The organism is Flavobacterium frigoris (assembly GCF_900111075.1).
Lineage (GTDB): Bacteria > Bacteroidota > Bacteroidia > Flavobacteriales > Flavobacteriaceae > Flavobacterium > Flavobacterium frigoris.
In genome coordinates this window covers 89,015-103,693 of the sequence record NZ_FOFZ01000009.1, presented here as the reverse complement: position 1 = coordinate 103,693, position 14,679 = coordinate 89,015, and the positions used below count along the sequence as shown (strand labels likewise).

Sequence of the window (14,679 nt, the reverse complement as noted above, 5' to 3'; positions counted from 1 at the left end):
AAAATGTTTACTATTTGTTTTCTTTTTCTCTTTTTTCAAGAGCTAACCTTTTGATGGCCTGTTCTACATTTCCATCCAGTTCTCCCGCAAGACGCATCACTTCTAACTTTTCGGTTTCTTCTGTGGTATAGGCTAAATATTCTTCAAGACTCACTTCTGTAGCATATACTGCTGAATGCGTACCTCCTAGTCCAATCCAAACTTCTTTGTATAACCTATTGGGATCATTGTTCATATTAATCGAAAGTACCTGTGCTTTTTCCTTTTCAGTCAGACCAAGCATAGCTTGGATATCATCAAATTTGTTCATGTACTTGCGTTGGTCAAGGAGTATTTTACAATCCGAATTATTGATAATGCTTTCTTTCACAATGGGTGACTGAATAATATCATCTACTTCTTGGGTAACAACAATCGCTTCTCCAAAAAACTTCCGTACCGTTTTAAAAAGGTATTTGATGTATTCTGCCATTCCCTCTTTTGCAATAGCTTTCCAAGCTTCTTCAATCAGAATGAGCTTCCTAACTCCTTTCAAACGTCGCATTTTATTGATAAAAACCTCCATAATGATGATCGTCACAATGGGAAAAAGGATCTTATGATCCTTGATTGCATCAATTTCGAAAACAATAAATCGCTTACTAAGTAAGTCAAGTTGCTTCTCTGAGTTTAGCAGATAATCATATTCTCCGCCCTTGTAATAGGGTTCTAATACATTTAAGAAGTTGTCAATATCAAAGTCTTTTTCTCGTACCTTTTTATCTTCCAATACCTTTCTATAGTCCCCTTGTACAAATTCATAAAACCCATTGAAAGACGGAAAATCGTCATGATGCTTGATGCGTTCAATATAACCGCTCACTGCATTTGAAAGTGCTACTTCTTCCGAACGAGTTGGCGGTTCATCATCCCGTTTCCATAAAGTCAATATCAAAGTTTTGACACTTTCTCTTTTCTCAATATCGAATACGCCATCATCGGTGTAAAATGGATTAAAGGCAATAGGATTGTCCTCAGTGTAGGTGAAATAAACCCCATCTTCGCCTTTGGTTTTTCCTTTGATGAGTTCACACAATCCTTGATAAGAGTTACCAGTATCTACTAGCAATACATGCGCGCCTTGCTCGTAATATTGCCTGACCATGTGATTGGTGAAAAATGACTTTCCAGAGCCTGAAGGCCCCAAAATAAATTTATTCCTATTCGTGATAATACCCTTTTTCATTGGCAAATCAGAAATATCCAAATGGATGGGTTTTCCTGTAAGTCGGTCAGCCATTTTAATTCCGAAAGGAGACGGTGAACTTTTATAATTCGTTTCCTCCGTAAAAAAACACAGCGCAGGTTCTATGAAAGTATAAAAACTTTCTTCACTTGGAAAATCTCCTGCATTGCCAGGCATTCCTGCCCAATAGAGCGTCGCAACATCGGTAGTGTTGTGCCTTGGTTTGCACTCCATCAACGCCAAAGCACTACCAGTGTCGTTCTTTAACTGTTTTAGTTCTGCTGGATTATCAGACCATGCCATCACATTGAAATGAGCCCGAATAGAAGCATGACCGAAAGAATGTGCTTCATTCAAATAACGTTCGATCCATTCTCTATTGATTTGATTGGCTCTGCTATACCTTGCCAAAGAATGCATGTTTCTTGCTGATTTCTCAAACTTCCGAAGGTTGTCCTCACTGTTATCCAAAAAAAGATACTGGTTGTAGATGTGATTGCAACTTAACAGTAATCCAACTGGCGCAGCAAAAGACAACAAACAATCACTTCTATCGGTGGACAATTTTTCGTAGCGAGTTTCTGCAGATACGGAACTAGGCAAATCATCGGTATCGGACAACGTATGCAGACAAAGTCTTTTGTTTCCAATACGAACTTCTTCCCCACCCAAAGCAATATCCTGCATTGGTGTTCCCTCCTCTATTGAAAGACTGAGATATTGTTCCAATAATCCTTGTTTGTCATTTGTTCCAATGATGTCTTCCTCACTCAATCGTTCCAATTTTACAAAACTCGAATCATTGACGATACGCTCGAACTGTGCTACCGATTCCATAAAACGATGCATTGTTTCCTTATCTCTTATTTCTTTTGGGATAAGGACACCTTTGCAAAGCGAAGAGAAATTACTCTGCATTCGCATACGCTCTTTGGACGTTTTTGTTAAGAACAGATAACAATAGTGATTGAGAAACGGACGCTCATTAAAATGTTGTTGGTAGGACTTTGCCAAAAAACTCAAATCTTCTTTTGCAATATCCGGAGCATAATTTTCCTTAATGTACCAATCCTGTTTGTGCACTACTGTATAATCAGGCAAGGTTTTTATTGCCTTGTGCCAAGCGGAATGAATCGCTTCATATTCCGCAGAGGCTACTGTGAAAAGTTCTGGTAGCTGTACTCGAAAACAAGCAGTGATATCAGCATCCTTTGAGATGATACAATTATTTTCTACTGCCAACAATGGAAACTTAGATTCCAGCGTGGTCGCTTTTGATTTATTTCTCATAGCTAGTACAATTTGGAGTTCATCTTAAAATAACGATGCACAGGCTTGCGACAGATAATATATCGTGGATGTCGTTTATTAGCTCCTACTTTCATCAAACCATGTTCACCATACTTTTTGTTTAGTGAAAAAGTTTGCCACACTAACAGCGATCCCCCACCAATTCCTATAAACAAACACAGATAAGAATTGACTCCTGTCATATACAAGATCATTACCAGGATAAGCATCCCTAGCAGTCCACCTGCGAATAAGAACAGATACTGTGCTTTCAGTCCTTTAAACTCTACCGTTCTTCCTATTCCCTTATTTATATTGTAAGTATTCATAAGGAAATAATTATAGGAAGAAGGAACGTAAAACAGTAGCCGCTACAATCAAAAAGATGCAAGCTCCAAACCAGCTCGCCGCTGTCTTACTAGTATCAGGATCACCGCTACTAAACTTGTTGTACACCTTTACCCCGCCAATGAGCCCCACTACTGCTCCAATAGCGTAAATAAGTTTTGTAGCAGGATCAAAATAAGAGGTTACCATTTGAGTCGCTTCCGTGATTCCTGCAGTACCATTTCCTTGTGCAAATACACCAAAAGCTGACAGCATTATAACTGCTATCAACACTACTTTTTTTCTATGTCTTTCCATGATTTAAATAGATTTTTTTATCTTTTACCCTTGCACTTTGCAGGATTTATGGACAAATATCTTATGGGATAGATAATATTATTTTAAATAGGAAGTCATTGGAGTCTCTTGGCATTGCTTGACTAATCCGAGTAAAGAACTTAATATTTTCAAAATCTACTTAATTTACTCACAAAACAATGGATACTTTTGAGGATAGTAGGGATATGCATTCCTAGATTTTCTTGACATAAATTAAAGCACTTCATCAATAGTTGAAGCACTGAAGAGGAATTACCAAATGAGTAAAAAAATATATCCATCTAGGGAAAAATCCAGAAGCAGTTACTACGGAGTTTTCCAAAAGTTTCAGATACGCGAATCATTAAATTTTGTGAGCTATATCTAACATTTGTTGACGAAAGTAGGATTTTAACTCTCCTTGATTGTTCTGACCCTATATAGGAAGTTAATTAGCTTAAATAAATATTTAAAAGAAACTAATCTAATTCAATTGGAAAATCAATGGGGTCAACTATCACAGCAGCAAACGACCTAATTAGACGGATTTAGCTATTACATATCTTACGGAAGGCACTTTGAATTTTCAATGTAATAAATATTATTTTACAGGAGTTTTGATTGGTTATGCATTTAAAAACCAAGCAAAATCTGAAATTCTATCTCAAAGGAAAAGGAAGCAAATTAGTTTAGAAGAAATACGCTAAAATATAATTTATATAACGTTGAAGCTTAGTAGCCAAAAACTAAATAAAGATGTACTAGGTAATTCGAATAATTTAACAACTCATTTTGAAAAAATTGATTAATTAAAAGGAGATAAACTGAAGCACCTATCTCATATTAATAAATATGAAGAAGTTACTATGTTAAAAGCATTTTGCTTAAATCTTTAAATAATGCAAAGAACAGTTTAAGAAGTTAAAAATTTGTACCTTTAAAATATTGGTTTAAGAAAAAAACTATCTGTTAGTAGTACAGCGATTTAAATATATTAGACTTAAATTAACGATTTACTTTAGCTGCACGTTAATTTTACGTGTAGTAAACAAGTATGATTATGAATCATAAAAAAAATGAAAATGAAAACTAAAAAAGAATTAGAACAAAGCATCATAAAGATTACTACCACGATTCAACAAGAATATCCTGAACTGTCAAAGTTTATAATTGAAATGCCCGACAACAATTCGGAGAGTGAGGAAGTAACTATCAAAAGCCTTGAAGAATATAATAATTCTTTAGAAGATATTTTGCGTAAATATGCTAAAACGCATGATGAAACTGATTCTAAAGAAGTTCCTAAAACACCTGAGTATGCAGACTTACATATCTATCCGCCATCTGAAGATATTTATCAACAATTGAAGGAAGAAAAGGATTTGAATCCAGAAGATATTTCCAAAAAGAAAGCACCAAATGAAAAGGAAGGTACTTGGAACGAAAAGGACTTTAAAGATGTGAAAACGGGTGCTGATTTAGATGTTCCAGGTTCAGAGCTAGACGACCAACAAGAAAATGTGGGAAGCGAAGACGAAGAAAACAATTATTACAGTTTGGGCGGAGACAACCACAACGATTTAGACGAAGACAAAGGATAGTATATAAACTAAAATAATACAATTATGAAAATTCAGATAAACACCGACAAAACAATCTCTGGTTCCGAAAATCAAGAAGACTATTTTACTTCCTTGATCACCGAAAAGCTAAACCGATTTCAATCGCATATTAGCCGTATAGAAGTACATTTATCAGACGAAAACGAAAAAAAAGAAGGACACGATGATATACAATGTATACTAGAAGCAAGAATAGAAGGCAGAGATCCAATAGCGGTTACCTGTGAGGCCGATACTGTCAAAAATGCTGTTTCAGGTGCCATAGATAAAGTGAAAATATCGTTAGAGACCATTCTTGGACGAATGAAAAATCGTGAAAGATAAAATTTAAAGGCATGAAAAATAGAAATGTTACTTTACCATTAATTAAAAACATTATCATAGAACTTGCCAAAATAAATGAAATAATTCAGCCCGGTGAACCTCTCTCTTTGTTCCATCAGCTCCCATACATTTGTATCGAAAATATAGATTTATTGAAAGAAGAGCTTGATGGAAGAGCCAATATTAAAATAGAAAAACAACTTTGATGCAAAAAATACAACTGTAGAAGACTCAATACAACAGCACAAATTTTTAGTTTTAATTAATATTGCAGATCCCTTCACTATAATTTTATGAAAAATTAAGGATCGAACCAAAGTTTAAAAAACTAACTTGCAAATTGTAAAGTCTTCGATCAGATAAGATTAAAATTTGCGCTTTGATTCTAACTATATAAAACAAAGAGCGAAAAATTATGCTATTCATTAAACAGAATAGTCTAACAGCTAGTTTAAACTAGTTTCTCAGCTTGAAACGTTAAAAAAAATTGGACGCGCTCCCACAACAAATAGCTCCCTAATAATTTCACTATATGAAAGATAATCCTTTGACGATGGAAATGCTGTTAGAGCAACTAGCTGGACTGAATATTATCCAAATCGCAGCAATTCCACTGATTTTGCTTGTTGCTTTAGAATGGATTCTTACAATTGTTCAAAAGAAAGAATACTACAATAGCTTAGACACTGTATCGGCCACATTTATAGGGCTTGTAAATATTGGTATCTCAGCATTTTTAAAAATTGGGATTTTCGGAATTATATTATTTTTCTATAATCTCGTTCCGTGGAGTATTCCAACTGTATGGTGGGCCTATATACTTTGCATTCTTACATTAGATTTTTCTAGATACTGGTCCCATAGATTAACACATGTTAATCGTTTTTGGTGGGCAACTCATGTTACTCATCATAATTCAGAAAAATATAATTTGTCTGTGGCTTTTAGGTTGAGTTGGACACAACACATTAAATTTATCTTCTTTGTTCCTGTAGTTTTAATAGGATTTGATCCTGTTCTTTTTTTTATATGTCATCAAATCGAAGTACTCTATCAATTCTGGGTTCATACCGAATATATTAGAAAATTACCAGCTCCAATTGAATATATTTTTGTTACACCGTCTCATCACAGAGTGCATCATTCAACAAATGATAAATACCTGGATAAGAACTTTGGGTCAACACTTATTATTTGGGACAGAATATTTGGAACTTTTCAAGCAGAGGAAGAGCAAACAGTTTATGGCATTACTACACCAATTAATTCATACAACCCCATTACTTTAAATTTTCATGAATGGAAGAACATCGTCTTAGATGTAATAAATAGTCGCTCTTTAAAAGAAGCTTATGCAATGCTATTTACAAGTCCCTCTAAATTAGAAACTGTTAAAGCTAAATTCAATTCTATTCATTTAAAGGAGTTTGAAAAAGCAAATAAGACGGATGTTAATTTTATAAAAATAAATAATATTGATAAGGAAAGAAACAGCACCATTAGTCAATCATGGAATATGAAAAACTAATGCCAACTACTTGCCAAATTCATAGTATTTATGAATTATCCCCGAAAACCTATCGAATTTCTTATACCTACATCGCTTTTTGCTGTCTATAATACAAGAATGCAAGCCATACACGAACACTTTGCGAAACATCTTTCTTCGGGAGCGAACTCCTCGGGAAACGAACACCAAGGAGAGCCGGAGCGTGGCAATAATGAGAAAAACAACAGTTATATAAATATCTTTATACTGCCATTTTACAATAATTTTTTTTTTAATTTCACCAATTAAAAACCCACTAAAATAAAGGTACAAGACAATTCGTCCGCTCAATTATCCTAATTTTAGAATCAAATTTTAAATAGGCTTGAAAGAAAAACTCAAACAACTAGAATTGTTTCTAAAAAGTACCCGTTTGGACCGAGCAATTCGGATTGGAATTGGGATTGCTGTGCCATTTGCGGTACTCTATTTTTTAGGGTATTTTAAATATGCTCCAGCTATAGTTGTGGGTGCTTTTTTAAATGCGCCAGGCGACATTCCAGGAAGCTTCAAACGTAAGGTCAATGCCATTTTAATCAGTATCGGGTTGACAATGGTTATTACAACTATAATCCTATTTTCAAAACCTTTCCTCCCCCTACTGTTGCTGGCGCTTACTGCAATTACGTTTATCGTGTCGCTAATTTCGGTTTACGGTTTTAGAGCATCTTTAGTATCCTTTTCCGGCTTGTTAGCAATGGTTATATCATTTGCCATTCAAAAAGAAACAGCACATGAAATTTTTGTTCAGGTGGCTTTAATGGGAGTTGGTGGTCTTTGGTATCTGCTCGTTTCCTTTATTTTCCAAAAACTTACCCCTGTAAAAGATCAGAATCAGTTATTGTCAGATACGCTTCTCCTTACCGGTGAGTACCTAAAATTACGAGCTAAATTATTGACAAAGAAAACCAAGCGTGACGAACACCTTAAACAAACCTTTGTCCTTCAAAATCAAATCAATGAAAAGCATGAAACACTTAGAGAATCAATGCTTACCGCACGTAAACGTTCTGGACGTTCTCATTATGAAGAAAAGCAATTATTGATTTTACTTTCCTCTATCAATATATTCGAATTGATAGAAGCGAAACATTTGGATTATAAAATGATAGATGCCATTTTTGGCAAGCGTAAAGAATTTCTAAAAGCTTCGATAACGCTGAGTAAAATAATGGGAAACCATCTCATACGTTTGTCGGAATTACTGATTCAAAATGATAACATACCAAATAAAGATAGTCTATTAGATGCCTTATCAAAAGCTAACGAATCGATTACAAATTACATTGAAACCGTTAAATTACCTGAAGCCCGAGAAGGTGCTTTGGTATTAAAAAATCTATACGATTACCAAGAACAACTACTTCAAGAAATCAGGATTATTAGACGTGTAATGGCCAATGTGAAAGAGGCTTCTAAAGTTTCCTTAAAAAGACAAGATTCGAGTCAGTTTTTAACGCAGCAGGAATATAGACTGAACGTCCTTGTTCAGAGCTGCAGTTTGAATTCTACAATGTTTAGACATTCATTGCGTCTTACGATCGCTATTGTATTTGCCTATGTGTTAGGTCTTGTTTTTGACATTCAAAATACCTACTGGATCTTGCTGACTATCCTTGTAATCATGCGCCCTAGTTATGGTTTAACTAAAGAGCGCTCTAAAGATCGTATCATCGGCACACTCATTGGGGCTGCTGTTGCCGCAGGTATTGTGCTACTTACTCAAAACCTAGTGATCTATGCAGTTCTGGCATTTGTTTCCTTTATATTGGCGTTTTCATTGATTCAGCAGAATTATAGATTTGCTGCCGCATTAGTTACCATTAGTATTATCTTTTTGTATTCATTCATAAATCCTAATGCCTTTGAAGTGATTCAATATCGTGTCATCGACACCATCAATGGAGCCATTATCGCTCTCGTAGCTAATTATTTAGTTTTACCCAGTTGGGAAGCCAATAATCTAAAACAGGTTCTTTTGAATGCTTTAAAAATGAACAAGATATATCTATTAGCAACACAAGAGTTATATCAAAATCCCTCTAAACACAAACTCTCCTATAGTGTAGCAAGGAAAGAAGCGTTTCTTGCCATCAGTAATTTAAATGCTTCCTTCCAGCGATTAACCCAAGACCCAAAATCGAAACAGAAAGAATTTCAATTGATTTATGAAATTGTAACGCTGAACCAGACAATGACTTCGGCCATTGCGTCCATTGGAAATTTTATCAGCAATCATAAAACTACACCCGCATCTATAGAATTTAATGTACTGATCAAAAAGATTTCCAATACCCTACAGAAGTCTTTCGATTCTTTAGACGACATTCACATAAAGAAAAAAGTCGACAAAGAAACTGTTGAAGATGCACAAGAAAAGTTGTTGGGAAAATACCAGCAATTATCTAATATTCGAGATGAAAACATCAGACAAGGTAACACCGCATTAGATACAGATACACTTCATAGTCTACAGGAAGCCTATTTAATTACCAATCACATGAGCTGGTTAATTTCCCTTTCAGAAAATCTAAAGAAAGCAACTAAACGCTACCATTCCTCGATTATAGAAGATCAGTAGTGGTTTTATTAAATTTCAGGAAATACTCCCAACGTACCTTATATTATTACTTGCAGCACTTACTCACGAACTAAATTTTTAACTTGTCAATGGCATCTATTAGGCACTATCCTTTATAATTCAGTCAGTATCCAATTTTAAAAAATGAATTACCAAAAGATAAAAATAATTACCTTATTAATATTTTTTAAACGCAGGCTTTCTACTAATTGGTTTGTCATATCCGGGAATTCGTACCTCCTTCTAATCAAATATCAACTCTTCACTTCTTTATAGTCAGCCTCTTTACTGCCGTCCTTAAAGTTGCGCCTTTTGTTTTTTTATAAACCCTACTCATTTTTTGAATCAATTCGACTCGACTGCTAATAAAATGGCTACGTAATGACAAACCGCAGCTGCGAGCACAAAAAAATGCCAGACAGCATGGTTGTAAGTATATTTCTTCCATAAGTAAAAGACAACACCCATGACGTAAAGCGCACATCCAATTAGAATCATAGTGAGGATATTGAAGGGAATACTTTCAAAGAAAGTACGTCCGCCAACAATCATAATAAAACCCATTGCTATGTAAACTAACGTTGAAAAAACCTTCCATTTCCCTGTAAAAAAAATCTTAAAAATGATCCCCACTGTCGTAAGCCCCCACAAAACCGATAGCAAAGTAATCCCAAAAGAATTATACATATACATAAGTAAAAACGGAGTGTAAGTACCTGCTATCAAGAAAAAAATACTGATATGGTCAAGGATTTCAAGTGTGCGTTTTGCCTGAGCATGCTGGATTCCGTGGTAGAGTGTTGAAAAAGTAAAAAGTTGTAAAAAACAAAAACCATATATAGCCGCACCAATAATACCAGAAGTGTTATCACTTTTAATGGTAAATGCTATTAGGATAGGAATACTTACGATACCAAAAATAATTCCAAAACCATGTACGATACTGTTTACTAGTTCTTGCCTGATTTTTATATTTGAATTCTGAGTTCGCATAAAATTGATTTGATAAGGTTTATTGTTCTAACCCTTTTTTGTAAAATTACTCAAATCTATTCCTAACTTAGTTCTATTAGCTATATAATTTACCGTTTTATTACTATCTATTTTATTTTCAGAAGGCCTTCATCTTGTAATAGTTTCAAAGAAAATTTTGTTTTATTTCTTTTATAGGTCGGTACTTTATATAAAATAAATATACCGTTTTACCGAAAAACTTAATATGACCAGAATCAAAGTAAAAAATAATTTAAGTACTGGATCAATATCGTTTTTTCCCTTAACACTATCGCATTGAATTAAAAAAAAAAAGGTGTAATTAAAATTGATAATAATAATAATAATATAGGTATACACATTAGAAATTTAGTCGTAAACCTGTTTTTTTTAGACAAGGAATAGCAAGGCCTTTAACGAAATACAATTTGAATACATTTAATTCTTTTTTTTGTTGAAACTGGGTTGTAAATTAAACCAGCAGATATCAAACTTTAGCAGCAAGTGCAGAGAGTATCAACTCACAACAGACCGCTAGAAATGAGAAAAGCATAAACCGTTATCACAAGTAACCTTACGTCACAATAATTTTTACCAATCGAATTTGTAGATAAGATAACTATATAACTATCTGATAATTAATTAGTCTCAACTGGTAATATTCACTACCTTCACTAAAATCGCATTAAAGTCCTACGTGAAAATTGTAGTGTATCCATTTAGATCAATGAAATTGATGTATTCTTTTGGAAATGAGTTCAAAACGGTTGCGGAATATTTCCGCAGACTATGTAATTAAATACGAGTCAATATGTCCATACAAACAGTTAATCCAAACACAAACAAGATAGTGAAGTCATTCGAAGAAATGACAGAGAAAGCAGTTGATGCTAAAGTGGCGAAAGCCCATCTAGCTTATACAAACTGGAAAGAAACGAGCTACCAGCAACGGGCTGATTTACTACATAAAGTAGCTAAACTCATGCGAATCAAGAAATCTGAACTTGCCAAAACTATCACCTTAGAAATGGGTAAGCTCCTTTCCGAAGCAGAAGGAGAAATCGACTTGAGTGCTGATATAATAGATTACTATGCCGATAACGCAGAAGGTTTTCTTGCCGATAAAGTACTTGATCCAGAATATGGAGAAGCTATAATTCGAAATAGCCCCATCGGTGTATTGTTAGGTGTGATGCCATGGAATTTTCCTTACTATCAAGTAGCACGCTTTGCAGCTCCTAACATTATGGTGGGCAATACCATATTACTTAAGCATGCATCCATAGTACCACAATGTGCTGCTGCTATCGAAAAACTATTCGAAGAAGCAGAAGCACCTGAAGGATTATATACCAATTTATTTATTACAGGCAAACATGCATCGGCATTGGTTTCTGATATAAGAATAAAAGGTGTTTCCTTAACAGGCAGTGAAGAAGCTGGTGCAAGTATTGCCATGGAAGCCGGAAAACATTTGAAAAAGGTTGTATTAGAGCTAGGCGGTAATGATGTGTTCATTATACTGGAAGATGCCGACATGGAAAAAACAGTTGAGTGGGCAGTTGTAGGCAGGATGAATAACAACGGTCAATGTTGTGTAGCCTCCAAACGGTTCATTGCAGTGGAAGCAATAGCCGACGAATTTATTCAAAAGTTTAAGGATAAGTTATCAAAAATGAAAGTGGGTGATCCAATGGATCCCGCTACCGACCTAGGCCCTTTAAGTAGTGAAGCAGCCGCAGTTCATTTAGCCGATCAAGTAAAACGTTCTGTTGATGAAGGTGCAAAAGTCTTATTGGGTGGTAAACGTGCAGATCGTGAAGGTGCCTTTATGGAACCCACCATACTTACCGATTTGAAACCTAGCATTGCTGCTTATCATGAAGAATTATTTGGACCTGTAGCCTCATTCTATGTGGTGAAAGACGACCAAGCTGCCATTGATTTAGCCAATGATTCCAATTTTGGCCTTGGAGGTTCTGTATTTACACAGGACATTCAACGAGGAAGAAGAATTGCCGATCAAATTGATACAGGAATGGTCTTCATCAATCATCCCACTTGGACACAAGCAGATCTTCCATTTGGCGGAACAAAGCATTCAGGCTTCGGTCGGGAACTATCAGAGTTAGGAATTCAAGAGTTTGTAAATAAAAAACTAATTCGTGTAAGCGGATTAAATGATCCATTTTAAAAAAAGTAATAAATTAGAAAAACCTGAAATTAAATACTCAATACATGTTAAATATATAGCAACTATAATTTAGATACTTTGTATATTTTTCTCTCTATCTTCAAAGAAATAAAATGAATTAACCTCATGAAAATAAAACAATGTATTTGACAAATCAATAAAACAATGTAAATAATTATTTAACAACTAATAAATCAAAACTATATGAATTTACTTACTAAAGACATGATGCTAGAATTATTAAGTGTGAATGAAGGAACCTGCATATCACTATATATGCCCACGCACCGTGCCCATCCTAACAATCTTCGGGATCCGATACTATTTAAAAACCTCTTAAGAAACCTAAAAGAATCCCTACTTAAAAAACATTCAGAGTCAGAAGTTGAAATACTGCTGGATCCATTTGTAGCGCTTGAAAGTAATAAAGAGTTTTGGAGACATACCTTAGACGGACTGGCTGTACTTGGTACAGTTGATACGTTCAGAACTATAAGTTTACCCGTACCAGTAAAAGAATTAACCGTTGTGGCTAACAGCTTTCATACAAAACCACTTCGCAGATATTTGCAGTCAGTGGAGCGTTACAATGTATTAGGTTTAAGCTTACATGATTTTCAAATTTATGAAGGAAATAGGCATTCACTTACAGAACTGGAGCTTCCCTCAGACACTCCAAAAAATATAAATGAAGCATTGGGTTATGATTTAACCGATAAGCATACCACTGTTGCATCTTATGGTGGTATAGGTAACCAAACCAGCAACATGCATCACGGGCAAGGTGGGAAATCAGATGAAGCGGATATCGATACCGAAAAGTTTTTTCGCTTTGTCGCAAAAACGATTAATGATAACTATTCCGGTCCATCCGGATTGCCACTTATACTGGCTGCATTACCAGAGCACCACAATCTTTTTCATAAGGTAAGCAACAATCTTTCATTGCTTCCAAGCGGTATTGATGTGAATCCAAAGTCTGTAGAAACGGATGAGCTGGTGAAACATGCCTGGAAAGTTATGGAGCCTTACTATAATGAAAATATCGCCAAAATTTGTAATGAGTACGATCAGGCAAAATCAAAAGATACAGCAAGTGATAATATAAGTGAAGTAGCTGTGGCTGCGGCAGCCGGTAAGGTGGATACACTATTAATTGAATCAGAAATCCAAATTCCGGGCAAGATAATAAACGAGACAGGCAGCATTGAAAAAGGTGATTTGGCCAATCCTGAAGTAGATGATTTGCTGGATGACTTGGGCGAACTGGTAACAAAAATGGGCGGCAAAGTGATGATTATTCCACATGAAAAAATGCCTACGAAAACAGGGGTTGCCGGTCTGTTTCGTTATTAAAATCAAGCAAATAATGCTAATTCAAACAACTAAAAAATACTAGAAATGAAAATCTTACTAGAAACAGATTTTAATATCTCACGAACTGAAGAGATCAGAGAAACTTTGAAAGCTATAATAAAAGATGCTTTCGATAGAATCAGTGAACATAGAACTAGATTAGAAGTAAAATTCAGAGACGAAAGTAGCTATCAAGATAGTGAAAATGATAGAAGAAGTTTACTAGAAGCGCGCCCAAAGAGGATGCAACCTTTAGCCGTTATGAGCCATAAAGAACCCTTTAATCGCTAAAAACCATATAGACATCGCTAAAAACTCTGTGGATAAAGACATAGAAAAAATGAAGACGTGTCTTGATACAGTATTGTGTCGCTTATGAATTTAATGCCCTTAGAATAAAATATTCACCAGAAGTTTAAGCGAAAAAATAAATACAAAACGACAGTAAAAACTAAAAAAAGAGGTTGACCTATAAAACTCGACAAGGAGAACCTCATACATCTTTGCTTATTTGTATAAAATGACAATTCAGTAAAACAGTTTTTTTTTTAGAATCAAGCGACCACTTTTTGAAAAATAAAGTGATGAATAATTAGAAGTTTAAAAAAAAACAGTCTTACAAGTTTAAACTAGAAAGCTAAATTAAAATATTAAAAACAGGAACATATGAAACAAGGAAAAGAAGAAAACAATAAAACACGAAACTATATTTTTCAAAAAAATAAAGTTACAAAAGTTACTGTCTATATCATTGCAGGTATAATAGCCCTTTGCTTCATAGGATTTATTATATTTACTATCGATTTATTTTGATGTAATTACACGAAAAATCTTTTAATTGCACAAAGTTACAAAATAAGATACCCTGTAAAATAACAGATATTAATTAAGGTTCAAAAA

14 protein-coding genes are annotated in these 14,679 nt (G+C 34.6%); 10 read left to right on the top strand and 4 right to left on the bottom strand.

Annotated features, from left to right (window positions below; translation table 11 throughout):
- Positions 1-10: 10 nt before the first annotated feature.
- From BMW63_RS12570 to BMW63_RS12560, 3 genes are read right to left on the bottom strand one after another with little or no spacing between them, the layout of a single operon-like run.
- Entirely contained in the window at positions 11-2,515 is a 2,505-nt protein-coding gene (locus tag BMW63_RS12570) for a TraG family conjugative transposon ATPase (protein WP_074723816.1), read from the bottom strand.
- Between the two features lie 2 nt (positions 2,516-2,517).
- On the bottom strand, positions 2,518-2,844 hold the full coding sequence (locus tag BMW63_RS12565) for a DUF4133 domain-containing protein (protein ID WP_074723815.1): 327 nt from the start codon (positions 2,842-2,844) through the stop codon (positions 2,518-2,520).
- Positions 2,845-2,854: 10 nt separating this feature from the next.
- Positions 2,855-3,160, bottom strand: a complete 306-nt coding sequence (locus BMW63_RS12560) for a DUF4134 domain-containing protein (RefSeq protein WP_074723814.1) — start codon at positions 3,158-3,160, stop codon at positions 2,855-2,857.
- A gap of 1,082 nt (positions 3,161-4,242) precedes the next feature.
- On the opposite strand from BMW63_RS12560, the gene BMW63_RS18265 reads away from it, so the two are divergent.
- The 6 genes from BMW63_RS18265 (at position 4,243) to BMW63_RS12535 (ending at position 9,236) form a co-directional block, all read left to right on the top strand.
- Complete coding sequence (locus BMW63_RS18265) at positions 4,243-4,761, top strand: hypothetical protein (protein ID WP_217643732.1); 519 nt, start codon at positions 4,243-4,245, stop codon at positions 4,759-4,761.
- Positions 4,762-4,785: 24 nt separating this feature from the next.
- On the top strand, positions 4,786-5,106 hold the full coding sequence (locus BMW63_RS12550) for an HPF/RaiA family ribosome-associated protein (RefSeq protein ID WP_074723813.1): 321 nt from the start codon (positions 4,786-4,788) through the stop codon (positions 5,104-5,106).
- An 11-nt stretch (positions 5,107-5,117) separates the two neighbouring features.
- Positions 5,118-5,312 carry a hypothetical protein gene (locus BMW63_RS12545; RefSeq protein WP_074723812.1) on the top strand — a complete coding sequence of 65 codons (195 nt, stop codon included), beginning with the start codon at positions 5,118-5,120 and terminating at the stop codon, positions 5,310-5,312.
- Between the two features lie 326 nt (positions 5,313-5,638).
- Positions 5,639-6,634, top strand: coding sequence for a sterol desaturase family protein (locus tag BMW63_RS12540; RefSeq protein WP_074723811.1), 996 nt, complete (start codon positions 5,639-5,641; stop codon positions 6,632-6,634).
- Positions 6,635-6,664: 30 nt separating this feature from the next.
- On the top strand, positions 6,665-6,904 hold the full coding sequence (locus tag BMW63_RS17995; RefSeq protein WP_139174239.1) for a hypothetical protein: 240 nt from the start codon (positions 6,665-6,667) through the stop codon (positions 6,902-6,904).
- A gap of 76 nt (positions 6,905-6,980) precedes the next feature.
- Positions 6,981-9,236, top strand: a complete 2,256-nt coding sequence (locus BMW63_RS12535) for an FUSC family protein (RefSeq protein WP_074723810.1) — start codon at positions 6,981-6,983, stop codon at positions 9,234-9,236.
- A 345-nt stretch (positions 9,237-9,581) separates the two neighbouring features.
- Here BMW63_RS12535 and trhA read toward each other — a convergent pair whose 3' ends face one another.
- Positions 9,582-10,229: a PAQR family membrane homeostasis protein TrhA gene (gene trhA / locus BMW63_RS12530; protein ID WP_026977711.1), complete on the bottom strand. Its 648-nt coding sequence runs from the start codon at positions 10,227-10,229 to the stop codon at positions 9,582-9,584.
- Between the two features lie 811 nt (positions 10,230-11,040).
- Here trhA and BMW63_RS12525 point away from each other — a divergent pair.
- The 4 genes from BMW63_RS12525 (at position 11,041) to BMW63_RS18155 (ending at position 14,592) form a co-directional block, all read left to right on the top strand.
- Positions 11,041-12,423: an NAD-dependent succinate-semialdehyde dehydrogenase gene (locus tag BMW63_RS12525; protein WP_026977712.1), complete on the top strand. Its 1,383-nt coding sequence runs from the start codon at positions 11,041-11,043 to the stop codon at positions 12,421-12,423.
- 204 nt (positions 12,424-12,627) lie between these two features.
- Positions 12,628-13,779, top strand: a complete 1,152-nt coding sequence (locus BMW63_RS12520) for a baeRF3 domain-containing protein (protein ID WP_074723809.1) — start codon at positions 12,628-12,630, stop codon at positions 13,777-13,779.
- A 45-nt stretch (positions 13,780-13,824) separates the two neighbouring features.
- Complete coding sequence (locus BMW63_RS12515) at positions 13,825-14,070, top strand: hypothetical protein (RefSeq protein ID WP_074723808.1); 246 nt, start codon at positions 13,825-13,827, stop codon at positions 14,068-14,070.
- 375 nt (positions 14,071-14,445) lie between these two features.
- The gene (locus BMW63_RS18155; protein ID WP_175460286.1) at positions 14,446-14,592 is read left to right on the top strand and encodes a hypothetical protein; all 147 of its coding nucleotides are present in this window, start codon (positions 14,446-14,448) and stop codon (positions 14,590-14,592) included.
- The last annotated feature ends 87 nt before the right edge of the window (positions 14,593-14,679 follow it).